At 69.5% G+C, this 25,872-nt stretch carries 24 protein-coding genes; 16 read left to right on the top strand and 8 right to left on the bottom strand.

The window, feature by feature from the left end; translation table 11 throughout:
• Positions 1-22 precede the first annotated feature (22 nt).
• Positions 23-1,240 (bottom strand): family 16 glycosylhydrolase, encoded by a 1,218-nt coding sequence (locus ACIQF0_RS31020; RefSeq protein WP_396425019.1) that lies wholly within the window; start codon positions 1,238-1,240, stop codon positions 23-25.
• A 212-nt stretch (positions 1,241-1,452) separates the two neighbouring features.
• A complete protein-coding gene (locus ACIQF0_RS31025) occupies positions 1,453-2,883 on the bottom strand; it encodes a trypsin-like serine protease (RefSeq protein ID WP_401035215.1) in 1,431 nt (476 codons plus the stop codon).
• Positions 2,884-3,013: 130 nt separating this feature from the next.
• Here ACIQF0_RS31025 and ACIQF0_RS31030 point away from each other — a divergent pair, with 130 nt between their 5' ends.
• Together ACIQF0_RS31030 and ACIQF0_RS31035 are read left to right on the top strand one after the other, a co-directional pair.
• On the top strand, positions 3,014-3,577 hold the full coding sequence (locus ACIQF0_RS31030) for a TetR/AcrR family transcriptional regulator (protein ID WP_401035217.1): 564 nt from the start codon (positions 3,014-3,016) through the stop codon (positions 3,575-3,577).
• Positions 3,574-4,137, top strand: a complete 564-nt coding sequence (locus ACIQF0_RS31035; protein ID WP_401035220.1) for a hypothetical protein — start codon at positions 3,574-3,576, stop codon at positions 4,135-4,137. The genes ACIQF0_RS31030 and ACIQF0_RS31035 overlap by 4 nt, the downstream gene beginning before the upstream one ends.
• Here the strand turns inward: ACIQF0_RS31035 and ACIQF0_RS31040 are convergent.
• Positions 4,093-4,515 carry a nitroreductase family deazaflavin-dependent oxidoreductase gene (locus tag ACIQF0_RS31040; RefSeq protein WP_401035222.1) on the bottom strand — a complete coding sequence of 141 codons (423 nt, stop codon included), beginning with the start codon at positions 4,513-4,515 and terminating at the stop codon, positions 4,093-4,095. The genes ACIQF0_RS31035 and ACIQF0_RS31040 overlap by 45 nt on opposite strands.
• A gap of 405 nt (positions 4,516-4,920) precedes the next feature.
• On the bottom strand, positions 4,921-5,712 hold the full coding sequence (locus ACIQF0_RS31045) for a LuxR C-terminal-related transcriptional regulator (RefSeq protein WP_401035225.1): 792 nt from the start codon (positions 5,710-5,712) through the stop codon (positions 4,921-4,923).
• 94 nt (positions 5,713-5,806) lie between these two features.
• On the opposite strand from ACIQF0_RS31045, the gene ACIQF0_RS31050 reads away from it, so the two are divergent.
• The 4 genes from ACIQF0_RS31050 (at position 5,807) to ACIQF0_RS31065 (ending at position 11,541) form a co-directional block, all read left to right on the top strand.
• Positions 5,807-7,456 (top strand): AMP-binding protein, encoded by a 1,650-nt coding sequence (locus ACIQF0_RS31050; protein ID WP_401035228.1) that lies wholly within the window; start codon positions 5,807-5,809, stop codon positions 7,454-7,456.
• Positions 7,457-7,567: 111 nt separating this feature from the next.
• On the top strand, positions 7,568-9,514 hold the full coding sequence (locus ACIQF0_RS31055) for an ATP-binding protein (protein ID WP_401035231.1): 1,947 nt from the start codon (positions 7,568-7,570) through the stop codon (positions 9,512-9,514).
• A 29-nt stretch (positions 9,515-9,543) separates the two neighbouring features.
• Complete coding sequence (locus tag ACIQF0_RS31060) at positions 9,544-10,359, top strand: SDR family NAD(P)-dependent oxidoreductase (RefSeq protein ID WP_360034723.1); 816 nt, start codon at positions 9,544-9,546, stop codon at positions 10,357-10,359.
• A 3-nt stretch (positions 10,360-10,362) separates the two neighbouring features.
• Positions 10,363-11,541, top strand: coding sequence for a hypothetical protein (locus ACIQF0_RS31065; RefSeq protein WP_401035234.1), 1,179 nt, complete (start codon positions 10,363-10,365; stop codon positions 11,539-11,541).
• Here the strand turns inward: ACIQF0_RS31065 and ACIQF0_RS31070 are convergent.
• Positions 11,519-12,382 (bottom strand): AraC family transcriptional regulator N-terminal domain-containing protein, encoded by an 864-nt coding sequence (locus ACIQF0_RS31070; protein ID WP_401035237.1) that lies wholly within the window; start codon positions 12,380-12,382, stop codon positions 11,519-11,521. The two genes, ACIQF0_RS31065 and ACIQF0_RS31070, sit on opposite strands and share 23 nt — an antisense overlap.
• 29 nt (positions 12,383-12,411) lie before the next feature.
• Positions 12,412-13,080: a nitroreductase family protein gene (locus ACIQF0_RS31075; protein ID WP_401035240.1), complete on the bottom strand. Its 669-nt coding sequence runs from the start codon at positions 13,078-13,080 to the stop codon at positions 12,412-12,414.
• A gap of 71 nt (positions 13,081-13,151) precedes the next feature.
• Between ACIQF0_RS31075 and ACIQF0_RS31080 the strand changes: the two genes are divergently transcribed.
• Complete coding sequence (locus tag ACIQF0_RS31080; RefSeq protein WP_401035243.1) at positions 13,152-14,051, top strand: LysR family transcriptional regulator; 900 nt, start codon at positions 13,152-13,154, stop codon at positions 14,049-14,051.
• On the opposite strand, the gene ACIQF0_RS31085 is transcribed toward ACIQF0_RS31080, so the two are convergent.
• Positions 14,048-15,025: a hypothetical protein gene (locus ACIQF0_RS31085; protein WP_360034708.1), complete on the bottom strand. Its 978-nt coding sequence runs from the start codon at positions 15,023-15,025 to the stop codon at positions 14,048-14,050. The two genes, ACIQF0_RS31080 and ACIQF0_RS31085, sit on opposite strands and share 4 nt — an antisense overlap.
• A gap of 222 nt (positions 15,026-15,247) precedes the next feature.
• Here ACIQF0_RS31085 and ACIQF0_RS31090 point away from each other — a divergent pair, with 222 nt between their 5' ends.
• The 6 genes from ACIQF0_RS31090 to paaZ all read left to right on the top strand — a co-directional run bounded on the left by ACIQF0_RS31090 (position 15,248) and on the right by paaZ (position 21,445).
• A complete protein-coding gene (locus ACIQF0_RS31090; RefSeq protein ID WP_401035248.1) occupies positions 15,248-16,465 on the top strand; it encodes a LuxR C-terminal-related transcriptional regulator in 1,218 nt (405 codons plus the stop codon).
• Positions 16,462-17,679 (top strand): LuxR family transcriptional regulator, encoded by a 1,218-nt coding sequence (locus ACIQF0_RS31095; RefSeq protein ID WP_401035250.1) that lies wholly within the window; start codon positions 16,462-16,464, stop codon positions 17,677-17,679. Before ACIQF0_RS31090 ends, ACIQF0_RS31095 begins: the two co-directional genes overlap by 4 nt.
• A gap of 30 nt (positions 17,680-17,709) precedes the next feature.
• Positions 17,710-18,450 carry a thaumatin family protein gene (locus ACIQF0_RS31100; protein WP_401035252.1) on the top strand — a complete coding sequence of 247 codons (741 nt, stop codon included), beginning with the start codon at positions 17,710-17,712 and terminating at the stop codon, positions 18,448-18,450.
• A 27-nt stretch (positions 18,451-18,477) separates the two neighbouring features.
• The gene (locus ACIQF0_RS31105) at positions 18,478-18,852 is read left to right on the top strand and encodes a cysteine/serine endopeptidase inhibitor (RefSeq protein ID WP_401035255.1); all 375 of its coding nucleotides are present in this window, start codon (positions 18,478-18,480) and stop codon (positions 18,850-18,852) included.
• Positions 18,837-19,322 (top strand): CAP domain-containing protein, encoded by a 486-nt coding sequence (locus ACIQF0_RS31110; RefSeq protein ID WP_401035257.1) that lies wholly within the window; start codon positions 18,837-18,839, stop codon positions 19,320-19,322. The genes ACIQF0_RS31105 and ACIQF0_RS31110 overlap by 16 nt, the downstream gene beginning before the upstream one ends.
• A 101-nt stretch (positions 19,323-19,423) precedes the next feature.
• A complete protein-coding gene (paaZ, locus tag ACIQF0_RS31115; RefSeq protein ID WP_401035260.1) occupies positions 19,424-21,445 on the top strand; it encodes a phenylacetic acid degradation bifunctional protein PaaZ in 2,022 nt (673 codons plus the stop codon).
• Here paaZ and ACIQF0_RS31120 read toward each other — a convergent pair.
• Positions 21,442-22,914 carry an FAD-dependent oxidoreductase gene (locus ACIQF0_RS31120; protein ID WP_401035263.1) on the bottom strand — a complete coding sequence of 491 codons (1,473 nt, stop codon included), beginning with the start codon at positions 22,912-22,914 and terminating at the stop codon, positions 21,442-21,444. The two genes, paaZ and ACIQF0_RS31120, sit on opposite strands and share 4 nt — an antisense overlap.
• 41 nt (positions 22,915-22,955) lie before the next feature.
• Between ACIQF0_RS31120 and ACIQF0_RS31125 the strand changes: the two genes are divergently transcribed.
• From ACIQF0_RS31125 to ACIQF0_RS31135, 3 genes are all read left to right on the top strand, one after another.
• The gene (locus tag ACIQF0_RS31125) at positions 22,956-24,218 is read left to right on the top strand and encodes an NAD(P)/FAD-dependent oxidoreductase (protein ID WP_401035266.1); all 1,263 of its coding nucleotides are present in this window, start codon (positions 22,956-22,958) and stop codon (positions 24,216-24,218) included.
• A 75-nt stretch (positions 24,219-24,293) separates the two neighbouring features.
• Complete coding sequence (locus ACIQF0_RS31130; RefSeq protein ID WP_093604052.1) at positions 24,294-24,800, top strand: helix-turn-helix domain-containing protein; 507 nt, start codon at positions 24,294-24,296, stop codon at positions 24,798-24,800.
• A gap of 25 nt (positions 24,801-24,825) precedes the next feature.
• Entirely contained in the window at positions 24,826-25,728 is a 903-nt protein-coding gene (locus tag ACIQF0_RS31135) for an SRPBCC family protein (RefSeq protein ID WP_401035270.1), read from the top strand.
• Positions 25,729-25,872 lie beyond the last annotated feature (144 nt).

The following is a 25,872-nucleotide window of genomic DNA, read 5'->3' on the forward strand; positions in this document are numbered from 1 at the left end:
CGCAACCTGACGTGGAGAGAACTCAGACGGCCCACTTCTGGCTGGCAACGCCGAGGCATTCCCAGATGTGGGTTCTCGTGCCGTCGGCCGAGGAGCCTCCGATGGCGTCCAGACACTTGTTGGCCTGCGGGTTCACGATGTCCTGTGCCCCGCTGACGGCCCATTGCTGGGCTGCCGAGCCGTTGCAGTCCCATAGTTGGACCACTGTGCCGTTGGCGGTTCCGCCACCGTTGACGTCGAGGCACTTGCCCAGCGCGCGGATCGTGCCGTCACCGGGACGGCTCCACTTCTGGGCGGCGTTGCCGTTGCAGCCGACGATCTGGATGGGCGTGCCGTTGGCGGTGTTCGCCCAGGGCACGTCGAGGCACTTGCCGCCGATGCCGCGGATCTCCGAGCCGCCACCGCTGGGGGTGTCGTTGGAGACGCGGACCCAGTCGATCACGAGCTGCTGCGGGAACGTCGTGCTGCCGTCGGGGTAACCCGGCCATTCGCCACCGACCGCGAGGTTGATGATGATGAAGAAGGGCTTGTTGAAGACCCACGGGTTGCCGTTGACGTCGGTCGGCGTGTTGCGGGCGTAGACGTTGCCGTCCACCGACCACGTGATCTCGCCGGGCTTCCAGTCAACCGCGAAGTTGTGGAAACCGTCGGAGAAGTTCGGGCCGTTGTAGGCGTGGGACTTGCCGCCCGCACCGGAGTAACCAGGGCCGTGGATCGTGCCGTACACGGTGTTCGTCTGGTGTCCCAGGAACTCCATGATGTCGATCTCGCCGGAGCCCGGCCACGGGTTACCGGTGTTGATGTCCGCGCCGAGCATCCAGAACGCGGGCCAGATTCCCTTGCCGCGCGGCATCTTCATCCGCGCTTCGAACCGGCCGTAGGTCTGGGTGAACTTGTTCGCGGTGTTGATGCGGGCGGACGTGTACTCACACCGTCCGTACCAGCAGTTGTAGTTGCCGGGGTTCTCCCGCTTGGCGGTGATGACCAGGTTGCCCTGGCCGTCGTGCGCGGCGTTCGAGGTACCCGACTGGTACCACTGGCTTTCCCTGTTGTTGCCGTTGTTGTTGCCCACTTCCATGTTCCACTTGCCGCCGTCGACACCTGAACCGGCGGGAGCGTTGAACTCGTCGGCCCAGGTCACCGCCGCGTTGGCAGGGGGAGCTTGGCTGGTGGTGGCGACGGTGATCCCTGCAGCCACCATCAAGGCAGCGGCAAGGGCCGTCCCGATGCGTCGCTGCATCGAACCGACCTTTCCGGGTGTTAGTTGTGCGCCCAGTGGTTCGGAAGTGTTGTCGCGCCGTGACCCTCGGTCAACGTGTAAAGGTTTTCATGAATTTGTCAGATGAGAGCGCTCTCAAGTGATCTAGCTCGCTGCCAGTGGATTTAAGGCTGCTTAAGTCAAAGGCGCGTCTCCGGAGGGCCCGAAGCAGGGCCCTCCGGAGACTGCGGGCATCAGCCCTGCGGGGTGGTGATGACGTTGAAGACCGAACCGCCGCTCGCCTGGCGGGCGCTGAGGTCTTCGAGGATCGTCGAGATCGGGGCGTAGTCGGTCAGCTCGCCCAGCTGGCACGGGCCGCTGCGGGCCTGCTGGCTGCCCTCCAGGATGCCCAGGGCCGACTTGGTGACCTGGCTGAACAGCGGGCTGCCGCTGTCACCGTTGCGCGAGCACAGGTCGGTGTTGATGCCGACGTCGGTCGAGAGGACCCGGCCGCACCGCGTGCCGGGGAGGTAGTCCGCGCCGGGGCCGCTGTCGTAGGAGTCCGGGTAGTTCACCGAGCTGGCACCGGCACCCGAGGAGCACACGACCGCGCCGGGCAGGACCTGCTCCAGCGGCGTGACCGAGGTGATCTCCTGGTTCTGGGAGGTCACCTGCGGGCCGCACGGGGTGTCGCCGTTGCTGTCCAGACCGCCGTTGCGGCAGTACTTGAGCACCATGTTCCGGTTGGTCTGGCTCTCCAGCCACCTGTTCGCGGCGGCCGCGTCGACGTACCGCAGGGCGGCGTAGTCGTAGGGGTAGAAGTTCTTCTCGATGCCGTGCTGGTTGAGGATCACCTCGCGGTTGTGCTCGGTCGGCACGTTGTTCGTCTTGGTCGCCATGCAGTGGCCCGCGGTCAGCACCCACGGCACTCCCGGGAACGCGCCGCCGGTCGTGCGCAGGTTGAACGAGCTGGTGCAGCCACCGGTGGTGCCGTTGTCACGCCTCATGTCCAGGCGCAGACCGCCGCGCATGGGGCCGTAGTTCGTGCAGTACAGCGGGTGGCAGAAACCCCAGTCGATCGGGTCGGCCGAGTACGGGGTCGGCTTCCGCAGCGTGCGGGCCGAGACCAGGTTCGGGTCGGCGTCGAACGTGCGCGGCTCCGCCTGCGCGGCGATCCCGGGCTTCTTGAGCCAGGCGCGCTCCCAGACGACGACCTTGTTCTCGGTCTGGCTGATGGCCGGCAGGTACACCGACTCCGCCTTGGCGCCGACCTGGCCGCTGATCCGGTCGTAGGTGGCCTGAAGCGAGGCCAGGGAGTTCTTGACCGTGCGGACGCTGACGTTCGCGCGGTCGGGCAACGCGGCGATGTGTCGTTGCGCGGCAACGGGTTTCGTCATCGCGACGACGAGCTTGCCGCCCGCCTCCTGGTCGATCCACATGCCGCCGTACTCACCGGAGGCCTCGCTCTTCAGGCTCTTCTCGAGCTTGGTGGCCTCGTTCTGGAGCTCCAGCCGGCGCAACGCCTCCCGCTCACTGACGCGGTAGGTCTGCATCAGGTAGTCGATCGACTCCCTGACGGTGCTCGGGTCGATCGTCGTCGGTGCGGCCGTGGCCGATGTAGCCGCGATGGTCGACGCGAACAGCACGCTCGCGGTGACCGCCCCCAGGATCTTGGCTAATCGCAATGGTTTCTCCTTGTCGATGCGAGTGACCTGCCATTCATATCCGTGATCGGGCCGCTCGCGCCGGAGATCCACAAGATCTCCACAAAACCTTCGCTTGACGCCCGAGGCTAACGGCATTAGCTTTTGGGCTATGGCTGTACGACCCCGTCTCACCACCGCCAAGGTCGTGGACGCCGCACTGGAACTCGTCGACGAGCACGGCGTCGAGGCACTGACGCTCTCCGCCGTCGCCGCCAGAACCGGGGTGGCCACGCCCTCGCTGTACAAGCACATCGCGAGCCTCGGCGAGCTCAGAGGCCACGTCGGCCTGCGGGTGATGGAGGAGATGACCGCCCGGTTCACCGGCGCCGTCGTCGGCAGGGCGGGGGACGACGCCGTCCGGGCGCTCATGTACGCGTACCGCGCGTACATGCAGGAACACCCGAAGCGCTACCTGGCCGCGCCGATGGATCCGCTGCACGACGAACTGCAGCGGGAGGCCGGCCTGAAGTTCATGGAACTCATTCTCGCCACGCTGCGGAGCTACGGCCTGGAGGGCTCGGACGCCATCCACGCCACGCGACGGCTGCGGGTGATCGCGCACGGCTTCGCGTCGATCGAGTCCAGCGGCGGCTTCGGCCTGCCCGAGGACCTCGACGACACCTACGACCAGCTCGTCCGGATGTATCTCGACGATCTCAGGGGGCAATCATGAAGTGGACCCTTTCCGCCGCGGGCCTGCTCTTCCTGCTGTACCCGGCGTTAAGGCCGTGGCACGACGAAACGACGGCAGCAGGTGCCGCGGCCTCGATGGGCTCGACCGCGTGGGTGCTGGCGCACCTGTTCGCGATGATCGGCTTCATCCTGGTGCCGATCGCGTTGCTGCAGCTCCACCGCACGGCCGCGATCACGTTCTGGGTCGGTGCGGGCCTCACGCTGCCGTACTACGGCGCCGAGGACTTCGGCCTGCACGCGATCGCCGCACAGCCGAACGTCCTCGAACTGGCCGAGGCCGTGCGCTACAACCCGTTCGCCGTCACGACCTTCGGGATCGGGCTCGTCACGATGGGCGTCGCGGCGGTGATGGTCGCGCTGAAGCTCCGCACCACCGCGGCGATCGTGTTCGCGGCCGGGTTCGCGTTGTTCCTGCCGCAGTTCTTCACGCCGCCGGCGGTGCGGATCGCCCACGGCGTGCTGATGATCGTGGGCTGCGTGTGGCTCGCGTGGGACTCAGCGCGCAGTGAGGCGAAAGACCCGCAGCTCGCGGCCGCCTGACCGCTCCACGTAGTCCTGGAACGCGGGATAGGCCGCCACCATCTTCGTCCAGGCGGCCTCGCGCTCGGCGCCTTCCAGCAGCGTGCCCCGCACGTCGCGGACGTCGCCGCGCACGTTCACCTGGATGTCCGGGTTCTTCAACAGGTTCGTGGTCCACGCGGGGTGGTGGGGCTTGCCCCAGTTCGACCCGACGACCAGCATCGTGTCGCCGTCGGCCACGTACTGGACCTGGTTCTCGCGCCGCTCACCGGACTTGGCGCCGACGGTGATCAGCGTCAGGCCGGTCTGCTTGCTGAACGAGACGAGGCCGACCTTGCCGCCGGTCAGCTTGTAGAGCAGGCGATCGGTGCCGATGACGGCCTTTTCCTGCCAGGACATTCAGAGCGCTCCTCTGCTTCTGGGGCTGGAGTCACCTGTCATCCGCAGTTTCCCGGCGCAGTCGACAGGCCCGTGCCGCGCATGATCTGCCCGTGCCCGGCACGGATCTTGTCAGTGAACGGACCGCGCTCGTATTCGGGGTGAAGGCCAGCGTGCGTGCCGGCCGCAGGCGACGCTGCGAGCCCGTGAATGTCCGATTTCGGCCTGTCGCCGGTGCGGTCTCGCTGGACCCGCCGACGTCGTCGCCGTGAACGTCCGAAACCGGGCACGGTCGGCGTGGGTACACGTCAACGCACCCGAACCCACCGCCGCACAGGCGACGGGTTGATGCGGCCTGCACGCCACAGCCAGTGGCGCACGGAGAACGCGACCTGCCTTGAAGGTTCGAGCGTCAACCTCGGCGCTTCAGGGCCAGGAAGTGGGCAGCGCTCCCGTCGACCTCGCCGCGTGGACCGCGGCGGTTCTGTTGTGCACCCCCAGCTTGCGCATCGCGCCCCGGAGGTAGGCCTTGACGGTTTCGGTGCTCAGCCCGAGCTCGGCGGCGATCTCCCGGTTGGACGCACCGACCGCGACCAGCCGAAGCGTGTCGAGTTCACGCGGGGTCAGACCGGTCGGGACGCTGACGGGTGGTTCGCCGCCTAGGTTCTGGTGCACCTTGCGGAGTCGTTCGCGCAGCACGGGATCGCCGACGAGCTTGGCGACCTCGGCGAGCTCGCGGAGTGCGGCCTGCGTGTGCAGTGTCTGGTTCTGCTGGGAAGGCATGTCCAGGTCCTGTGCGAATCCCTGCGCGATGGCGCCGGCCGTCCTGATCGCCCGGTCACCCACTGTCGTCTGCCCGCGCACGGCCCCGTAGAGGACACCGCGCACGGTGCCCCGCACGGTCACCGGGTAGGCGAACACCGAGGTCAGGCGTTCGTTCACCACCACCATCTGATCGAACTCGTGGGTGATCGCCCTGGTCGAGGCGTAGTCGTTGACGCGCACGGCCGTGCCCATCGCGATCGCGGTGCCGCCCAGGCCCCGGCCGGTGCCGACGCGCAGTCCGTGCAACGACGAGCCGTGCGTGCCGAGGAAACTGCTCAGCAGCAGGTCGTGGCCAGGCGTCAACGCCCCACCGAACACGACGGGCAGCCCGGTGGCTCGGCGGAGCATGTCCAGGCGCTGCGGCAGCATTGCCTGGAAACGGTCTGGCAGCACGTCCAGCAGTTTCGCTGACGGCAGCACCCTCGAAAAGGGGTACACCCCCATCCGGGGGTACACCGGCGGCTCCGGCACTCCCATCCTCTGCGTCATGTCCAGTCACGACATCTACCGCGCGGCCCGCGACCTGATGCTCACGGACCCCGACGCGTTCACCTGGCCGAGCTTCGACGGCAGCTTCAACTGGGCGCACGACTGGTTCGACTTCATCGCGGAGGGCAACACCACCACGGCGTTGCACATCGTCGAGGAGGACGGCTCCGAGCGCGCCTACTCGTTCGACGAGCTGCGCCGCCGGTCGAACAGCGTCGCGCGCTGGCTCGCGTGGCAGGGCGTCGGTCGCGGCGACAGCGTGATGATCATGCTGGGCAACCAGATCGAGCTGTGGGAGTCGATGCTCGCGGTGATGAAGCTCGGCGCGGTGATCATGCCGACCACCACCGCGCTGGGACCGGCCGACCTCGCCGACCGACTGGACCGGGGTTCGGTGCGGCACGTCATCGCGCGGGCCGCGGACGCCGCCAAGTTCTCGGCCGGGCCTGTCGTGATCACGGTCGGCGGTACGGGGCCGCTGGACTACGCCGAGACCGCCGAGGCGCCCGACACCCCGTTGCCGCACCCGAAGACCACGGCGGACGACCGGCTGCTGCTGTACTTCACCTCCGGCACGACCAGCCGTCCCAAACTCGTCGAGCACACCCAGGCCTCGTACCCGGTCGGGCACCTCACGACCATGCACTGGATCGGCGTGAAGCCCGGCGACGTGCACCTCAACATCAGCTCGCCCGGCTGGGCCAAGCACGCCTGGAGCTGCTTCTTCGCGCCGTGGATCGCCGAAGCGACGATCTTCGTCTACAACTACGCCCGGTTCGACGCGGCGGCGTTGCTCGGCCAGATCCGGGCGAAGAACGTCAGCACGTTCTGCGCGCCGCCGACGGTGTGGCGGATGCTGATCAAGGCCGACCTCAGCGGCGGGCCGGGCGGGTTGCGCGAGGTCGTGGCCGCGGGCGAGCCGCTCAACCCCGAGGTGATCGAGCAGGTCCAGAAGCAGTGGGGCCTCACGATCCGCGACGGCTTCGGCCAGACCGAGACGACGCTGTCGGTCGGCAACGTGCCCGGCGCCGAGGTGAAGCCCGGCTCGATGGGACGGCCGCTCCAGGGCGTTCCGGTCGTGCTCGTCGACCCGATCACCGGCGAACTCGCGGACGAGGGCGAGATCTGCATCGACCTGGGTCAACGCCCGATGTCGTTGATGGTCGGCTACCACGGCGACGACGAACGCAACGCCGAGGCGATGGCCGGCGGTTACTACCACACCGGTGACATCGCGAGCCGTGACGACGACGGCTACCTGTTCTACATCGGGCGCACGGACGACGTGTTCAAGGCGTCGGACTACAAGATCTCGCCGTTCGAACTGGAGAGCGTGCTGATCGAGCACCCGGCGGTCACCGAGGCCGCGGTCGTGCCGGCGCCGGACCCGTTGCGGCTCGCCGTGCCCAAGGCGTACGTGGCGCTGAGCGCGGGCTGGGAGCCGAACCGCGAGACGGCGCTGCAGATCCTGCGGCACGCCCGCGAGCACCTGGCGCCGTTCCAGCGGATCCGGCGGCTCGAGTTCTTCGAGCTGCCCAAGACCGTGTCCGGCAAGATCCGGCGCGTCGACCTGCGCACGCGGGAAGAAGAGGGCTTCGACGGAACAGGGGAGTGGCGGGACGACCAGTTCCCCGAACTCCGCGCCTAGTGACGTGGCCCGGTCCGTTGGCGACCGAATCCACGCTCAGCACCGCGATGGACCCGTCTGACCGCGAATTCGCCCGGCAACGTTCCGGGCCACGTCACTAGCATCGGGTTCGTGGGGAGACCAGAAATCGTTGTGCCACGGCAGTTGCCTGCCAGACCGCCGGTGTTCGTGGGGAGGCTGGACGAGCTCAAGGCGCTGGACGCGATCGAGTCCGGGGTGGCGGTGATCGGCGGGCCCGGCGGGTGTGGCAAGACGTCGCTGGCCGTGCGCTGGGCCTACGACAACCTCGACCGGTTCCCCGGCGGCCAGCTCTACGTGAACCTGCGCGGGTTCGACCCGGCCGCCGCGCCCTCGTCGCCCGCGGTGGTGCTGCGGGGGTTCCTGGACGCGCTGGGCGTGCTGCCCGAACGGATTCCGGACGACCTGGAGGCGCGCGGCGCGCTGTTCCGCGGGCTGGTGGCGGACCGGCGAATGCTCGTCGTGCTCGACAACGCCAGGGACGAGGAGCAGCTCAGGCCGTTGCTGCCGAGCGGTGCCGACAGCCTGGTGATCGTCACCAGCCGCAACCGGATGCCCGGCCTGGTGGCGTACGAGCAGGCCCAGCCGCTGACCGTGCCGGTGCTGGCCGACGACGAGGCCGTCGCGCTGCTGGCACTGCGGCTCGGTGCGGATCGGCTCGGAGACACCGAGGCCGTGGCGGAGCTGGTGCGGTGCTCGGGTGGACTGCCGCTGACGCTGGCCGTGGTGGCCGCGCGGGTGCTGTCGTACCCGGTTTTTCCGTTGCGGGCGCTGGTGGACGAGCTTCGGGAAGAACGTCTCGACGCGCTCGACGCCGTGTTCTCCGTGTCCTACAACGCGTTGCCGGAGGACGCGGCGCGGTTGTTCCGGCTGTTGGGCGTCCACTGTGGACCGGATCTGGATCTGCGGGCGGCCGAGGTCCTGCTCGAAGGCCAGGCGCGCAGGCCGTTGGCGGAACTGACTCGCGCGCACCTGGTGGACGAGCACGTGCCCGGCCGGTTCCGGTTGCACGACCTGCTCAGGGCCTTCGCCGCCGGGCTGGCGACGGAGGACGAGGCCCGGCCGGCTTTGCGGCGGCTGCTCGACCACTACCTGCACACGGCGTTCGCGGCGGAACGGTGTCTGGCACCGCATTGGCCGTCGATCGACGTCGAGTCGGCCGTGTCGTTCGGCGGGTACGAGGAAGCGCTGGCGTGGCTGGAAGCCGAGTTGCCGGTGCTGCTCGCGGCCACGGACCTGGCCGTGCGGAAGGGTTTCGACGTCCACGCCTGGCAGCTGCCGTGGACGATGTCGACGTTCCTGTACCGCTGCGGCCGGTGGGACGACAGGGCGTCCACCCAGCACCTCGCCCTGGCCGCGGCGAGACGGCTGAAAGACCGGTCCGCGGAGGCCGTCACGCTGCACCTGCTCGGACGGGGCAAGGCCATGCTCGGCGACCACGCCGGCGCGCAGGCCGACCTCGCGAGGGCGTTGGAGCTGCACCAGGGCGACGCCGTGAACGTCGGTGTCACGCACTTCTCGATCGCCTGGTCGCACGCGATGGCCGAGGACTTCACCACCGCGCTCGCGCACGCCCAGAAAGCCCTGGACCAGTTCATCACCACCAGGAACCCGTCGTGGATCGCGCTCATCCAGGGCGCGCTCGGCTGGGCCAACGCGATGATCGGCGACCTCGACGCGGCGCTCGACCACTCCACCGAGGCGCTGCACCGGTTGCGCGTGCTGGGCGACCTCGACGGCGAGGCGTACGCGCTGCGCACGCTGGGACACGTCCACCACGAACGAGGCGAGCACGACCGCGCCGCTGTGGTGCTGCGGCTGGCGGTCGAGCAGCTCGCGGGGCTGGGGGAGCGGTACGGCGAGGCGCAGTGCGCGGGTGATCTCGGCGACGCGCTCGCGGCCGCAGGAGACCCCGAGGGCGCGCGCAGGGCGTGGTCACGGGCGGAAGTGCTGCTCACCAGGCTCGGGCACCCGGACCTGGCGGGCGTTCGGGCGAAGCTGATCGACTCTGGCGTGCGGGAGCGATCACTGGAAACGTGAGGTGCTCACGACAGCAGGGAGCACACGCGATGGTCCGCAAGATCTCAGGACGTCCGGCGGTGATCACCGGGGCGGCCTCGGGAATCGGCCGCAGCCTCGCTCAGCGGTTGTCCCGGCACGGTTCGCCGGTGATCATCGCCGACGTCGACGAGATCGGGCTGGAGGAGACCGCGGCCTCGTTGAAGGGCCCGGTGCTGAGCCGGATCCTCGACGTCCGCGACGCCGACGACGTGCGGCGGTTCGCCAAGGAGGTGCAGGCCTGGCTGGACCTGCCGCTCGCGGCGGTGTTCAACAACGCGGGCGTCGCCACGTCCACGAGCGTGCTGAACTCCGTGCCGGAGGACGACTCCTGGCTGTTCGACATCAACTACTGGGGTGTCGTGAACGGCACGCGGGCGTTCCTGCCGTTGCTGGTCAAGCAGAACTACGGCGTCGTCGTGAACACGTCCAGCGTGTTCGGGCTGTGCGGGATGCCGAACCAGAGCGCCTACTGCGCCGCGAAGTTCGCCGTCCGCGGCTTCACCGACTCGCTGCGCCAGGAACTGCGCGGCACCGGCGTCTCGGCGGTCGCCGTGCACCCCGGCGGCATCAAGACCAACATCGTCCGCAAGGGCCGCTTCCACACCGAGCTCGACGAGCAGGGCCGGTCGCTGGAGCAGATCGCCGCGGACTTCGACAAGATCGCCCTGACCACCCCGGACAAGGCCGCCGAGGTCATCCACCGCGGCGTCGAGAAGGGCAAGGCGCGGGTGCTGGTCGGGCCGGACGCCTACGCGTTCGACCTGCTCGCCCGCATCACCCCGACCCACTACTACAGCATCATGGCGCGCCTGTTCGAACGGTGAGGCATGATCCTCGCCGTGGCTTCGGAGACGGTCGTGCGGCGGACCGAGCAGTGGTTCGTCCGGCAGGGCGCGCCGACGATGATCGAGGGCTACGGCTTCCGGTCGCACGTGCTGCCGCGAATGTTGCCGGCGCTGACGTTCGTGGCGGTCGGCAGCCTCGCGTGGCTGGTGCTGCAGCAGTCCGCCGGCCTGTCGCGGTGGGTGCTGCTCGGGGCGATCGTCGCGGCGATGGTGTCCGCGTGGATCCTGCTCTCGTTGTTCGTGCGGCGGATGCCGAACTTCTCGCCGCGCATGACCGTGCTGGTGCTGGTCGTCTACGCGGCGATACCGGTGATCACGCCGTTGATCCAGTCCGCGATCGACGTCAAGTTCACCGCGCCGGACGGGGACCAGGAGACCGAGTCGGTGTGGGTCGCCCTGATCTGGTTCGTCGTCGTGTTCGGGGCGGCCTTCGTGGCGACCATGCTGGCCACCACCTACGGGCTGGGCGCGTTGCTCAAGGCGGCCATGCGGCACGTGATCGCCGACCTGGGCAACAGCGTGCACCTGATCGGCAGGGCGTTGCCGCCGATGCTGTTCGTGACGCTGTTCCTGTTCTTCACCGGTGAGCTGTGGCAGGCGATGAACCAGTTGCGCTGGCCTCGGGTCAGCCTGGTCGTGCTGCTGTTCGCCGCCATCACGGTGCTGGCGGCGGCCGCCCGGTTGCGCGACGAGATCGGCCGCGTCGAACAGGACCTGCGGCCCGAGATCCTCACCGGTGCCTGCAAGGGCACGCCGCTGTCCGAAGTGGAGATCACCGAACCGTTGCCGCCCAAGCGGTTGAACGGCCGGCAGTCGCGCAACCTGCTGGTGATGCTCGCGATCCGGCAGCTGGTGCAGGCGGCGGTGATCGGGCTCGCGCTGTTCGCGTTCTTCGTGATCCTCGGCCTGATCGTGGTGACGCCCGCGATCGCCACGTTGTGGATCGGGGAGCCGCCGGTCATGTCGTGGCTGGGTGTGCCGTCGGCGATGTTGCGCAACGCCACGCTGTTCGCTGCGTTCGGCAGCATGTACTTCTCGGTGATCTCGATGAGCGACGCCGATCACCGGCGCCAGTTCTTCGCGCCCGTGATCGAGAAGGTCGAGCGGACGCTGGAGGTCCGCGCCGTGTACCTGAACGTCAGAGAGCGGGCTGGAGCGTGAGTTTCGCGTCCTGGCTGGGCGGCGCGCCGAACTGACGGCGGTACTCGCGGCTGAACTGCGACGGGCTGTCGTAGCCGACGCGGTGGCTGACGCTCGTCACGTCCCTGTTCGTCGCGAGCAGCAACCTGGCCTCCTGCAACCGGATCTGCTTCTGGAACTGGATCGGGCTCATCGCCGTGACGGCCTGGAAGTTGCGGTAGAACGCCGACTCGCTCATGCCCGCGATCCGCGCGACGTTCTCGACCTTGAACGACTCGGCGTAGTTCTCGCGGATCCATTTGACCGCTTTGGCGATGTGGCTCAGGCTGCTGTCCTGGGTGCCGAGCTGACGGACGACCGCGCCCTGCTCGCCGGTCATGACCCGCCAGAGGATCTCCTGCTTGATCAACGGGGCCAGCGCCCGCGCGTCGCGTGGCTGGTCGAGCAGGCGCGCGAGCCTGGTCACGGCGTCGATCAGCTCCTGGCTCGCGTCGCTGACGGCCAGGCCCTCCGGGGTGCCCGCGGGTTTCGGGAGGTCGTTGGTGAGGAGTATTTCGGCGACCTTGTCCGGCCTGAGGACGATGCCGATGCCGAGCGCGGGTTCGGAGGGGCTGATGTCGACGTAGTTGCCCGTGATCGGCATGTCGACCGAGGCCACCAGGTACTGGCCGGCCCGGTAGTCGTAGACGCGCTCACCCAACGCGATCCGTTTGCGGCCCTGGGCGACGAACGCGAGGATCGTGCCGGACATCGACGGCGTGGGCGGCCCGCCTGCCGTGACCCTGGAGACCAGGACGTCCTCGATGAGGGTGGTCATGTCCGGCCGGGCGTGCTTGGCCAGCAACGCGCGTAGTTCGTCCACCTGGTCGATGCTCCCCGCTGGTGGGGGGATCAGGCAAGTCCGTCGGCGAACGTGAGTGCTTCGCCGAGCGGTTTGCGGTGCAGGTCCGGCACCTCGCAGTCGTCGGCCGGGTAGCCGATCGGGAACAGGATGTACGGCCGTTCGCCGTCGCGTCCCAGCAGATCGGTCAGGAACGTCATCGGGTTCGGGGTGTGCGTGAGCGTCGCCAGGCCCATCGAGTGCAGCGCCGCGATGAAGAACCCGCAGGCGATTCCGACGCTTTCGTTGGTGTAGTAGGTCTTCTTGCCGTCCTGCTGCTTCTGCGCGAACGCGACCACCAGCCAGGGCGCGACCTCCAGGAACTCCTTGTCCGCGTCGGTCTCCAGCCGGGCGAGCGCCGCGTGCCAGTCCGGGATCTCGCGTTCGTGGTAGAAGCGGCGTTCCTCTTCTTCGGCCGCGGCGCGGATGCGGCGCTTGAGGTCCGGGTTCCGGGTGGCGACGAACCGCCACGGCTGCTGGTGCGCGCCGCTCGGGGCGGTGTTGGCGGCCTGGACCGCCAGTTTGATCGCTTCCTTCGGGACCGGGTCTGGGGAGAACCAGCGCACGGACCTCCGCTCGTCGAGCAGCCGGTGGAACGCCCTGCCGTGGTCGAGTCCGTCCTCGATCGGCATGCGTGGCGGTGTGTACGGGATGAACGGGTGGCGGTGCGGTCGGGTCACTTCCCGGACGATGCCGGTGGACAACTCTTTTGGCCAGTTCACGTTTCTTCGGTCAGTTATAAGCTCGGCTCATGAATCTGCCCAACGTGACGGTGCGGCAGCTCGAATACCTGATCGCGGTGGCCGAGACGGGTTCGCTGACGTCCGCCGCTGCGCGGTGCCACGTGTCGCAGGGCGCGATCTCCCTGGCGTTGAGCGAGTTGGAACGGGTGCTGGACCTGAGGCTCGTCGTCCGGTCGCCACGCCGGGGTGCCACGCTGACGGCGGCGGGTGCGCAGGTTCTGGCCGACGCCCGACGCGTCGTCGGGGCGATGGGGGATCTCGGTGCCGAGGCACGTGGGCTCAGTTCGACCGTGAGCGGTGTGCTGACCGTGGGCTGTTACGCGCCGATCGCGCCGTTCCACCTGCCCGCGGCGATCGCGACGTTCGAGCGGGCGCATCCGGAGGTGTCCGTCCGGTTCGTCGAGGGGAGCCTGCCGGAGATCGGGGAGGACCTGATCTCCGGGCGGTGTGAGATCGCGTTCCTCTACGACCAGGACCTCGTGCCCGGCATCGCGACCAGGACGTTGTACGACCAGCCGCCCAGGGTCCTGCTGCCCGCCGATCACCGGTTGCGCCGGCGGCGTGCGGTGGCGTTGGGCGAGCTGGCCGGCGATCCGTTCGTGCTGCTCGACGTTCCGCCCAGCGAGCGCTACTTCCGTTCGGTGTTCGCCGCCGCCGGTGTCGAGATGGTGGTGACGCACCGGGCGCGCAGCTTCGAGCTGGCCCGGTCGTTGGTGGCGCGCGGCATCGGCTACTCGATGACCGTCCAGCAACCCGCGCTGGCCCGGTCGTACGAGGGGTTGGAGGTGCTGGCAGTGCCGTTGCGCGACAACGTGCCCACCACACCCGTGGTGCTCGGCTGGGCGAGTGGGCCGTTGACGCGCCGTGCGCAAGCGTTCGCCGAGCACTGCGCCGCGTTGTTCGGTTAGAGCGCTCGCGCGATGGCGATGTTGCCCGCCAGCCGGTCGCCGGCCTCGTAGATCATGTACTCCCGGCCCTGGTAGGTGCCGAACGACGGTGCGGCCGACCTGCCGTTGTCCGGTGATCCGGACGTCGAGTCGTGGAAGACGCCCAGGTGGTTGCGCTTGCTGAAGTCGAGGCCCACCTCGGTGATGAGGATGTTCCCGCCGCTGCCGATGTCGGTGTTGTAGACGACGTAGACGCTGTTGTTGCGGAACAACAGGTGCGGGCCGCCGACGTTGACCGCGCCCACGTCCTGGTGCCGGACGAGCGGGGTCTGGGAGAACGTCCAGTCGCGTGCGTTCGCCGACCAGCCCCAGCCGATGTCCCGCCGGTTCGTGCTGTTGTTGATCATGAACACCATCACGTACCGGGCGCTCCGCGACGGCAGGTCGTGCCGGAAGACCCTCGCGTAGGAGGTCTCGGTGGTGCCCGCGGGCTGCAGGCGCGTGGACAGCACCTCCTTCTCGTAGGAGAAGTGGATGCCGTCGGCGGAGCTGGCGAGCCGGGTAACGGTGTTCTCGCCGTGGAAGTACAGGTACATCCGCTTCACGTCGTCGTTCCACATCGCGTGTGGCGACGACACGTGGGACACGCTGTACTCGCCCGGCCAGCTCCTTGAAATGATCGGGTTACCGGCGTACTCGGTGAACTCCTCCTCCAGCGAGTTCGCGTAAGCCAGGCAGATTCCGCCTGGTGCGTCGTGGGGCGCGTAGTAGAGGTAGTAGGCGGCGAGTGCGCCGGAGATCCGATCTTTTGTGCCGCGAATGGTGGGAAAGATCAATTCGTTGGTCGGGTTGTAGCGAAGCTTGTTCTTGACGAGCGCGAGTCTGGTGTACCGGTAGTCCGGGAAGCCCGCCGGCGCCGCCACGGCAGGTGCGACTCCCGTCAGCAAGGCCGCTCCCGCGGTGCCCAGCAACAGTTGACGGCGGTTCGGGGGCATGGGGCGCTCCTTTGCGTCGAGGACTACGGGGTGATCCGGACCGTAGAGCCGACGATGCGATGAAACAAGACTGTAATACGTATTATCAGGCGAGAGGTCGCGCTCGTCGCGCTGGGGAGGGCCGAACCTTTCTGTTCAATGAAGACGTATTTGGCGGTAAGGTCCAGACCAGTTGATCGTCCAGATGAGATGAGACGCATTTCTCGGAAAGGACGTCGCCGGATGACGAACAACGGTTTGCTCGAGGAGGTTTGCCGCACCCGTTTCGAATTGGTGCGCAGTGGGCGGTGGAATGAGGCGGACGAGTTCGTGCGCGACGCGGTTCCGGGGCTGGAGCCTGCCGCTCTCGCCTACCTGCCGGGGTTCCCGAAAACGCGCGGGCGATTCGATCCGGCCCTGTTCCGGGCGGTGCAGGCGGTCAATCGCGGCACCGGCCGTGCCGAGGCGTCCGGCATCGCCCAGCGCGTGCTGGCGGCGGGCGAGGCGCTGGACGAGGGCACGTTCTGGCAGGCGGTGACGGTCCTGTTCCACGCCGGAGAGGTAGGCCTGGCGCACCGGCACTGGATCGCGGCCACCGGCCACGAACTCCTCGGCGGACGGATCATGTTGCTGCGCGACGATCCGCGCGCGGCGGTGCGGCTGCTGGACGGCGTCCGGCCACGGGGCGTCGCGGTCGCCTGGCTGGCCCTGGCGCTCACGGAGACCGGCGAGTTCGACCGGGCCCACGCCGTGCTGGAGACCGAGGGCCCGGACAGCGCCGAGCTGTGCTTCGCCCGCGGCCGGCTCCTGCTGGCACAGGGGCAGAGCGCCCTGGCGCTGGACGAGTTCCTCGACTGCGGACGACGGCTCGCGGAGTGGGGTGTCGTCAACCCGGCGGTGCTGCCCTGGAGGTCGTCCGCCGCTCTGGCCGCCGCTGATCTCGGAGACCTCGTGCTCGCACGGATCTGCGCGGACAAGGACCTGGTCGCCGCCAGAAGATGGGGCGCGCCAAGGGGAATCGGACTCGCCCTGCACGCCTGCGCCCTGGCGCGCGGCGGTGACGACGTCCTGCTCGAGGAAGCGCTCACCTGGCTGGAACCGGCCGCGGGCGAGGCGCTGCGCGCGCGTCACGACCTGGTGCAGCTCCTGCTCGCGCGCGGTGAGGTCGAACGGGCCCGCGAGCACACCCGGCGGTTGCGGGAGGCAGCATCCTGTCCACAGTGGACTCGCGAGGCGGACGCGTTGGCGTCGCGGCTGTTGCGCAACGACGGCGAGTCCGCCCTGAGCGGCCGGGAACGCAGGATCGCCCTGATGGCCAGGTCGGGCAGATCGAACCGGGAGATAGCCGCCGAGCTGAACCTGACGGTGCGCACCGTCGAGATCCACCTCACCGCCGTCTACCGCAAGATGGGGGTGGCGGGGCGGCCGGGTCTGCGCCGGGCGTTGGTCCCCACGGCGTGAGGTGGGCGCCTTCTCCTGACCCCGAGTGCCCTGCGGCGGTCTCGACGCGTCTGCTCGCGGCGGGGGAGAACTGGACCGAAGCCGTCCAGGCGGCCGAACGGGCGTTGGCGACGCCCGGCTGCCGGGAGCACGCGCCGTGCATGTCGCGCGCGGTGGGGACGCTGGTCTGCGCGGGCGAACTCGTGGCCGCCGACGAGCACAGCCTCGCCCTGCTCGACGAGAGTCCCGGCGACCCGGTGATGGCGGAGCACATGGTGCTCGCCCGAGCCGGCGTGGCGCGCCGCACCGGCGATCTCGCACGGTGCTCGTCGCTGCTGGACGTGTTGCGGGACAACGGAGTCGAGGACGAGATCCGCCCGGTGGTGCTGCTCTGGTCGGTGGAGTTGCTCGTCGCCAGAGGGGAGCCGCGTGCCGCCGAGGCCGTGCTGCTCGGCCACGGCTTTGACGCGAGGTGCCACCCCGACCGTGCGCTGTTGCTCGCGGCCGGCGCGGTGGTGGCGATGGCGACGGACCGTCCGCAGGAGGCCCTGGCGGGGCATCTCGCCTGCGGGCGGGAGTTCACCGACGCCGGTGTCCTCAACCCCGCCGTCATGCCGTGGCGCTCCTGGGCCTCCCGTGCCGCGCTGGCGTGCGGTGACACCGATGAGGCCCTGCGCCTGGCGACGGAGGAACACGCCGCCGCGGTCCGGTGGGGCGAGCCGAGAGCCCTCGGCTGGAGCCTGGCGGCGGTCGCGGCCAGTACTCCCGGCGGCGAGGACCTCGCGGCCTACGAGCGGGCGATTCGTCTGCTGGAACTGGCACACGCCAGGAAGGAACTCGCCGAAGTGCTCTGCGACTACGGCGCCCGGCTCACCGCACAGGGCACGCAGGCGCACGAGATCTACGCACAAGCCCGTGCCACGGCCCTGGACGTCGGCGACACCGCCATCGTGCGGCGGGCGGAAGAGGCCATGACCGCCGCTGCGCGCGTCGACGAACCGGTGCTGACGCCAGTCGAGACGGAGATCGCCCGGTTCGTGCGCGCGGGCTTGCCCAACCGGGCGATCGCGGCCCGGCTCGCAATGGCGACGCGAACCGTCGAACTGCACCTGACCAGGGTCTATCGCAAGCTCGGGCTGTCGGGCCGGCGGGAGTTGCGGGTGACCGGGTGGGCCGGGCTCGACCAGAAAACCTTGCGGCCCGACCGTGATGCCCCCGCAGGCTCCTCCGGGTGATCGTGGAGCTCTGACGGAGGGAGCCCGCAGATGCTCACCCGATTGCTCGCGGCCCTGTTCGCGCTCACGTTCCTCGTCGCCGGTCTGCCGACCGCGAACGCGGCGATCAACCACACGGTCACCCTGGTCAACAACACCGGACAGACGATCTGGGTCGGCAGCACGGTCAACGCGGACGGTTCCCAGGCGCTGACGAACCTGCCGACGCTGACCAACGGCCAGTCCGCGACCATCACGATCCCCGAGACCTCCGCACCCGGCCACTGGCGCGGCACGTTCTTCGCCCGGCAGGGGTGCACCGGTACCTCCGGCGCGAACTTCCGTTGCGCGGTCGGAGACTGCGGAGTGCAGGCCGCCCGCTGCGTCACCGGGGAACAGCCGGCCAGCCTCGCCGAGTTCAACTTCGACTCCCGGGACACGCTCGCGCCCTGGTACAACGTCAGCTACGTCAACGCCTTCTCCGTGCCGGTGTCCATCGCCGCGGTGAACGCGGTCGTACCGCCGGGGTCCACGTCGTGCAGCACCGCCGGGTGCACCGAGAACCTGTTGCCCCGCTGCAACCCCGCGTACGTCAAGTACGGCGCCAATGGTCAGCGCGTCAACTGCGTCAACCCCAACCGCGACGCGCCGACCGACTACAGCAACACCATCAAATCCCGCTGCCCCAAGGCCTACGCCTGGTCCCGGCAGGACACCGAACCCGGCAACCAGACCGTGTTCCAGTGCGCGAACTGCAGCGGCTTCAAGGTCACGTTCCACTCCGTGGCCTGAAACGGTCCCCACCGCGAAAGGAAAACCATGAAGTCCACCGTCAAGGTGCTCGGCGCGGCCGCGGTCCTGTCGCTCGTGTTCACCGGCACCGCCTCGGCTGTCAGCGGTACCGCCAGCTACTACAACGACGCCGGCTACGGCGCCTGCGGCACCAAGATCAACGCGGCGACCGAGCTGCTGGTCGCGGCCCCCGCCGCGCTGTGGACGACGCCCAACCCGAACAACGACCCGTTGTGCCGCAAGTCGATCCGGGTCACGCACAACGGCAGGACCATCACGGTGCCGATCAAGGACAAGTGCCCGAGCTGCGCGAGCACCAAGATCGACCTCAGCCAGCCCGCCTTCGCCGGCCTGGCCGACACCGCGGTCGGCATCATCAACGTGACGTGGGAGATCGTCTGATGATCGCGCCGCGCGCCTCCCTGCTCGCCGCCGCGACCCTGGCAGTGGCCGCCACCCTCACGCCCCAGGCCGCGGCGGCCACCGTGCAGGAGGACGTCATCGCCCTCACGAACGCCGAACGCGCCAAGGCCGGCTGCCCGGCCCTGAAGCAGAACGCCGCGCTGAGCACCGCCGCACAGCGTCACTCGGCCGACATGGCCGCGAAGAACTTCATGGGCCACACGGGCTCGGACGGCAGCACCGTGGTCGTCCGGATCGAACGGGCGGGCTACACCCGGTGGACCAGGGCCGCCGAGAACGTCGCAGCCGGGTACGGCACCGCCGCCGACGTCGTGCGAGGGTGGATGAACAGCTCCGGGCACCGCGCCAACATCCTGAACTGCGCCCTGCGCGACATCGGTGTCGGCCACCAGTACCGGCAGAACACCACGTACGGCCACTACTGGACGCAAGACTTCGGAACGCGCTGAACCCCGTCCGCCGAGCGCTGCGCCACCCTCCGCCACCCCTGATACGTTGCCTGGTGGTCGGGTCGCTGAAGATCCAGCGCCCAGCGAGAAGGGTTGGCTCGATGAGCTTGCTGCGCAGCTATGTGTCGGGTGGGTGGCACACGCCTTCGGTGGAGGGCGCGCCGTTGCACGACGCCGTGACGGGCGAGGAGATCGCACGGATCTCGTCGGCGGGCGTCGACATGGGGGCGGCGCTGCGGTACGGGCGCGAGGTCGGCGGGCCCGCGTTGCGCGAGCTCACCTTCCACCAGCGCGCGCAGCTGCTGAAGGCGCTCGGGCTGTACCTGAAGGAGCACAAGGCCGAGCTGTACGCGCTGTCCGCGCGGTCCGGGGCGACGAAGTCCGACTCGTGGATCGACATCGACGGCGGTTTCGGCGTGCTGCTCGGGTACGCGTCCAAGGCCAAGCGCGAGCTGCCGAACGACAAGGTCTACGTCGACGGGCCCGTCGAACCGCTCGGGCGGGGCGGCACGTTCGTCGGCCAGCACATCTGCACTCCGCTGCACGGTGTCGCGGTGCAGATCAACGCCTTCAACTTCCCCATGTGGGGGCCGCTCGAGAAGTTCGCGCCCGCGTTCATCGCCGGCGTGCCGTCGCTGATCAAGCCCGCGTCCCAGACGGCGTACGTGACCGAGAAGATGGTCGAGCTGATGCTCGCCTCCGGGCTGCTGCCCGAGGGCTCGCTGCAGCTGGTCTGCGGTTCGGCGGGCGACCTGCTGGACCACCTGACCGAGCAGGACCTGGTCGGGTTCACCGGCTCCGCGTCCACGGCCCAGCACCTGCGCACGCACCAGGCCGTGATCCGGTCGTCGGTGCGGTTCAACGCCGAGGCCGACTCGCTCAACTGCTCGATCCTCGGGCCGGACGCCGTGGCGGGCACGCCCGAGTTCGACCTGTTCGTCGGTCAGCTGGTGGCCGAGATGACGACCAAGGCCGGGCAGAAGTGCACGGCGATCCGGCGCGCGCTGGTGCCGGCGTCGCTGATCGACGAGGTCGGTGAGGCGGTGGCCGCGAAGCTGGCCGAGGTCGTGATCGGCAACCCCGCCGACAAGTCGGTGAAGATGGGCGCGCTGGCCGGGCTGGAGCAGCGCGAGGAGGTGCTGCGGTCGCTGAAGGCGTTGCGGGAGAACGCTTCTGTCGTCTACGGCGACGGCGCTCTGTCTCTTGTGGACGCTGACGCCGAGCGCGGCGCGTTCATGTCGCCGATGCTGCTGCGCGCCGCCGCCGACGCCGTGCAGCCGCACGAGGTCGAGGCGTTCGGGCCGGTGTCGACGCTGATGCCGTACTCGTCCCTGGACGACGCCGTGACGCTGGCGGCGCGTGGTGCCGGTTCGCTGGTGGGCTCGATCGTCTCCGCCGACACGGACTTCGTGCGCGACGTGGTCATCGGCGTGGCGCCGTGGCACGGCCGGTTGCTGGTGCTGGACCGCGAGGACGCCGGCGAGTCGACCGGGCACGGTTCGCCGCTGCCGATGCTGGTGCACGGCGGACCTGGCCGGGCCGGTGGTGGTGAGGAGATGGGCGGCATGCGCGGCGTGCTGCACCACATGCAGCGCACGGCCGTGCAGGGCAGCCCGCGCGCGTTGAGCGCCATCACGAACCGCTGGGTGACGGGCGCACCTCGTCGCGAGGACGCCGTGCACCCGTTCCGCAAGACGCTCGCCGAACTGCGTCTGGGCGACACGGTCGTGGCCGGGCCGCGTGAGGTGACGCTGGAGGACATCGAGCACTTCGCGGAGTTCACCGGCGACACGTTCTACGCGCACATGGACGAGGAAGCCGCCGCGGCGAACCCGTTCTTCGGCGGCCGGGTCGCGCACGGCTACCTCGTGGTGTCGTTCGCGGCGGGGCTCTTCGTCTCGCCGGAGCCCGGACCGGTGCTGGCCAACTACGGGCTGGAGAACCTGAGGTTCGTCACGCCGACGTTCCCCGGCGACCAGCTGACGGTGACGCTCACGGTCAAGCAGATCACGCCGCGCGAGGACCAGGAGTACGGCGAGGTCCGCTGGGACGCGGACGTCGCGAACCAGAAGGGCGAGTCGGTCGCGAAGTACGACGTGCTCACGCTGGTCGCCAAGAGCTAACGCGGTTCCTTGCGGGGGAGGGGCCGGGTCGCCGGCCCCTCCAGCACCTCGCCGTCGACGCCGAACCGCGAGCCGTGGCACGGGCAGTCCCAGCTGCGCTCGGCGGCGTTGAACCGCACCAGGCAGCCGAGGTGCGTGCAGCGCATCGACACCGCGTGCAGCTCACCGTCGTCGTCGCGGTAGACGCCCGTCTTGCCCAGGCCGTCGCGGACGACGTGGGCCTGGCCAGGCGGCAGGTCGTCGCTGGAGGAGGCGTCGGCGGGCAGCACGCGGTCGCCGACCATCTCCAGCGCGACCTCGGCGTTCTTCCTCATCAGCGTGGGCAACGACCTCAGCGACACCCGGTGCGGGCTGAACCGCTCGGCCAGCTCGTTCGGCTTGCCCGTGACCAGGTCCGCGAGCAGTGCCGCGGCGAACGTGCCGCTGGTCAGGCCCCACTTCATGTAACCGGTGGCGGTGAACAGCGTGGTGTTGCCCGGCGTGTAGCTCCCGATCATCGGCAGGTGGTCGTAGGACGTGGGGTCCTGCGCCGACCAGCGGTGGGTGATCTCCTCGACCTGCCAGTGCTTCCTGGCGAAGTCCTCCAGGCGGCGGAACGGTTCCACGACGGGTTTGCCGGTCGGGTGGCTCTGGCCGGCGAGGATCAGCTTGTCCTCGTGCGCCGAGATGGACCACGAGGGGCTGCCGGTGCTGATGGCGAGTGCTTGCGGCGGTGTGCTGACGCGGGCCGCGACGCAGTAGGCGCGGGTGAGTTCCAGGCGGGGGAAGTACAGGCCCCGGTCCAGCGCCGGGTAGTGCGTGGCGATCACGATCTTCTCGGCGGTGACGCGACCGTCCGCGGTGGACACTCGGTGCCCGCTCACGTCGAGCACGCGGCTGTGTTCGCACACCAGGCTGCCGTCGCCGTCGATCGCGTCGGCCAGACCTCGCAGGTACTTCACCGGGTGCAGCGCGATCTGGTCGTCGAGCCGAACGGCCGCGTGCACCTCGAACGGCAGGTCGACGTCGCCGATCGCCTTGACCGGGAGCCCGACCTGGCGAGCGGTGATGAGCTCGTGGTCGACGTCGCGCACCTCGGACTCGGTGTAGGCGTACGTGACGGCCGGTGCGCGGCGCAGGTCGCAGGAAATGCCGGTGGCCAGTTCGGCGACCCGGGCCACGGCAGCCAGGGACGCCGTGGCGTAGTCGGTGGCGGCGGCCAGGCCGTGCCTGCTCCGGATCCGCGAGTACACGGTGGACTGCAGCGCGGTGACCTTGGCGGTGTTGTTGCCGGACGCGCCCGACGCGACCCGGCCGGCCTCCAGCACGACGACGCGCAGGCCGCGTCGCTTGAGCAGCAACGCGGTGGTGAGGCCGGTGATGCCGCCGCCGACCACCGCCACGTCGAACGAGTGCGAGCCGGTCAGCGGGGCACGTGCCGTCGCCGGGAGCGCGGCGAGCCAGAGCGACTGGTCAGCGGTGGTGGTCATGGCGGCGGATACCCGCGGCCTTCAGCGGGTATGCGATCTACATGGGCAAACACCGGGTAGTCGTCGTCGGAGGTGGGTTCGGCGGCCTGGGCGTCGTGCGCGGGCTCAATCGCGCGGACGCCGAGGTCACGCTGATCGACCGCACGAACCACCACCTGTTCCAGCCGTTGCTCTACCAGGTGGCGACGGCTCTGCTGCCCGCGGGCGACATCGCGCCGGCGTTCCGGGCGATCCTGCGTCGGCAACGCAACGCGCACGTCCTGCTGGGCGAGGTGACCGGGTTCGACACGGCCGCCAAGCGCGTGCACGTCGACCTGACGGACGGGAGGTCGCGTCAGGTCGAGTACGACACCCTGGTCGTGGCGGCCGGCTCGCGCGACAGCTACTTCGGTCACGACGAGTGGGCCGGGTCCGCGCCGCCGATGAAGACCCTCGAACAGGCCGTCGCCCTGCGGTCGAGGCTGCTCAGGGCGTTCGAGACGGCGGTGGCGGCAGGCGATCCGAAGCAGTGGCTGTCGTTCGCCGTGGTGGGGGCGGGACCGACCGGGGTCGAGCTGGCCGGGCAGATCGCCGACCTGGCGCGCCGGGCGTTGAAGGGGCAGTTCCGCGAGATCGATCCGCGTGACGTCCGGATCACGCTGGTCGACGCCGCGCCGCACGTGCTGCCGCCGTTCTCGGCCGCACTGCGCGAACACACGCGGGTGAAACTGGAATCGCTCGGCGTCACGGTGATGACGAGCGCCATGGTCGAGTCGATCGACGCCGCCGGCCTCACCACCAAGGACGGCGACCGGGTCGAGGCGCGGACGATCATCTGGGCGGCGGGCGTGCAGGCCTCCCCGCTGGCGCGCAAGCTCGCCGAGGCGACGAACGCCGAGACGGACCGCAAGGGCCGCATCGTCGTGAATCCCGTGGACTGCTCGGTCACCGACGACGTCTTCGCCATCGGTGACATGGTGAACCTCAACGACCTGCCGGGCATCGCGGAGCCCGCGCTCCAGGAGGGCCACCACGTCGCGCGCGTGATCAAGGCACGCCTGAACGGACGCAGGGCCAAGCCGTTCCGGTACCTCGATCTCGGCACGATGGCCACCATCTCGCCTGGTGACGCCGTCGCGGACATCAAGAGGCTGCGGCTGAAGGGCCTGATCGGCAAGGCGGCGTGGGCGGTCGTGCACATCGCGTTCCTGGTGGGCTTCCGCAACCGGATCGCGGTGCTCACCCAATGGGGGTGGAACCTGGTCACCGGCCGCCGCGCGCAGCCGATCATCCTGGAACCGGTGCGGGCGATAGAGCGGAAATAGCGGCCGCCGCTAGCGTCCACGAGAAGCCGAAGGCTGGTTCGGTGCTCTCCGTGGTGGACAAGCGGAAGTGGACGTATGTCGAACCTGGTGAACCAACTGCCCGTCGAGGTCGTGCGCTGGCCGGTGGACGCGGCGGCACGGGAGGCGTGCCAGCGCAGTGGGACGTTGTGCCTGCTCGTGCTGGAGAAGAACGTCCCCGCGCCCGTGCTCACGGACATGCGGGAGGACTGGGTCCGCGCGCCGGTGCCGCATCAGGACCTGGCCGTGCGCATCGCCATGCTCAGAGCCCGCGCGGCCCGCTACGCCGTGCCGGAGCTGGACATGTCCGGCATCCTGCGGTTCCGCACGCGGTCCGTCGTTCTCTCTCCGACGGAACGGGCGCTGGTCGGCGAGCTCCTGCGCCGCTTCCGGTCGTTGACCACGCGGGAGGACCTGCTGCTCTGCCTGCCCACCAAGGACGGCGACACCAGCAACGCCCTGCACCTGCACATCATGCGGTTGCGGCGGCGGATCTCCCCGCTCGGCCTGGTCATCAAGACCCTGTGGAACCAGGGCTACCAGCTGGGCCCGGCCGGTCCCTAGGTTTGGCCACGGGTAACCGTCGGACGTGAACATCGAGCTGCTGGGCATCTACCTCAACGACCACCTGGCCGGGGCGATGGCGGGCACCGAGCTCGCCCGCCGCATCGGCCGCACCCACCCCGAGCTGCGGGTTCTCGCGGATGACATCGAGGCCGACCGCAAGGAACTGCTCGACCTCATGCGCGAGACCGGCGTCGAGTCGCGTCCGCACAAGGAGGCGCTCGGCTGGCTGACCGAGAAGGCGGGCAGGCTCAAGTTCAACGGGAGGGTGCTCGGCCGTTCGCCGCTGAGCGACGTCCTCGAACTGGAGACCCTGCGCGTCGGCATCGAGGGCAAGACCTCGCTGTGGCGGACGCTGCGGCAGCTGGGGAGCTTCGACGAGACGCGGCTGGAGCGGCTGGAGTCCCGCGCCGTGAGCCAGGCGGCGCTCATCGACCAGTACCGGCTCCGCCTCGCGCCGCAGGCGTTCAACTCCCCGCACGTGTCCGGTGTGGACGTCGAACGCACCTTCACCGTCGCGTCCACGCCCGAGGGCGTCGTCGAGTACCTGCGCGACTTCTCCCGCGCCGAGCAGTGGGATCCGGGCACCGTGTCCTGCACGCGCCTGGACGACGGCCCGGTCGAGGTCGGTTCGCGCTGGCGCAACGTGTCGCAGTTCCTCGGCCGCAAGACCGAGCTCGTCTACGAGCTGACCAGGGACGACGCGCACGGCCTGCAGTTCGTGGGGCGCAACGACACCGCCACCTCCACCGACGACATCTCGATCTCCGCTGGCGACGCGCCCGGCACTGCCCGGATCGCCTACCGCGCCCACGTCGAGTTCAACGGGCTCGCGCGGTTCGGGGCGCCGGTCGCGAAGCTCGCGCTGGAGAAGCTGGGCAACGACACCGAGAAGAACCTGGTCCGCGTGCTGGGGCCCGTTCACTGATCGCGGGCACGGCGTCGGGGGGGCGGGGGCGGGGGGGCGGCCCCCCCGCGGGCCGGTGCGCGCGCGCCGCACCCCCCACACCCCCGCCCGCCCACACCCCCGTGCGGAGCCCGCGGGGAATGGATAGGCAAGACCCCCGTGAGG

Source organism: Lentzea sp. NPDC092896 (assembly GCF_044754905.1).
In the GTDB taxonomy this organism is placed as follows: Bacteria; Actinomycetota; Actinomycetes; order Mycobacteriales; family Pseudonocardiaceae; genus Lentzea.

Bases quoted from the DNA above. Each gene is read 5' to 3' on its own strand.
- ACIQF0_RS31020 (WP_396425019.1), bottom strand. From the start codon at position 1,240: ATGCAGCGACGCATCGGGACGGCCCTTGCCGCTGCCTTGATGGTGGCT.
- ACIQF0_RS31030 (WP_401035217.1), top strand. From the start codon at position 3,014: ATGGCTGTACGACCCCGTCTCACCACCGCCAAGGTCGTGGACGCCGCA.
- ACIQF0_RS31035 (WP_401035220.1), top strand. From the start codon at position 3,574: ATGAAGTGGACCCTTTCCGCCGCGGGCCTGCTCTTCCTGCTGTACCCG.
- ACIQF0_RS31040 (WP_401035222.1), bottom strand. From the start codon at position 4,515: ATGTCCTGGCAGGAAAAGGCCGTCATCGGCACCGATCGCCTGCTCTAC.
- ACIQF0_RS31050 (WP_401035228.1), top strand. From the start codon at position 5,807: ATGTCCAGTCACGACATCTACCGCGCGGCCCGCGACCTGATGCTCACG.
- ACIQF0_RS31060 (WP_360034723.1), top strand. From the start codon at position 9,544: ATGGTCCGCAAGATCTCAGGACGTCCGGCGGTGATCACCGGGGCGGCC.
- ACIQF0_RS31065 (WP_401035234.1), top strand. From the start codon at position 10,363: ATGATCCTCGCCGTGGCTTCGGAGACGGTCGTGCGGCGGACCGAGCAG.
- ACIQF0_RS31080 (WP_401035243.1), top strand. From the start codon at position 13,152: ATGAATCTGCCCAACGTGACGGTGCGGCAGCTCGAATACCTGATCGCG.
- ACIQF0_RS31085 (WP_360034708.1), bottom strand. From the start codon at position 15,025: ATGCCCCCGAACCGCCGTCAACTGTTGCTGGGCACCGCGGGAGCGGCC.
- ACIQF0_RS31090 (WP_401035248.1), top strand. From the start codon at position 15,248: ATGACGAACAACGGTTTGCTCGAGGAGGTTTGCCGCACCCGTTTCGAA.
- ACIQF0_RS31100 (WP_401035252.1), top strand. From the start codon at position 17,710: ATGCTCACCCGATTGCTCGCGGCCCTGTTCGCGCTCACGTTCCTCGTC.
- ACIQF0_RS31105 (WP_401035255.1), top strand. From the start codon at position 18,478: ATGAAGTCCACCGTCAAGGTGCTCGGCGCGGCCGCGGTCCTGTCGCTC.
- paaZ (WP_401035260.1), top strand. From the start codon at position 19,424: ATGAGCTTGCTGCGCAGCTATGTGTCGGGTGGGTGGCACACGCCTTCG.
- ACIQF0_RS31120 (WP_401035263.1), bottom strand. From the start codon at position 22,914: ATGACCACCACCGCTGACCAGTCGCTCTGGCTCGCCGCGCTCCCGGCG.
- ACIQF0_RS31125 (WP_401035266.1), top strand. From the start codon at position 22,956: ATGGGCAAACACCGGGTAGTCGTCGTCGGAGGTGGGTTCGGCGGCCTG.
- ACIQF0_RS31130 (WP_093604052.1), top strand. From the start codon at position 24,294: ATGTCGAACCTGGTGAACCAACTGCCCGTCGAGGTCGTGCGCTGGCCG.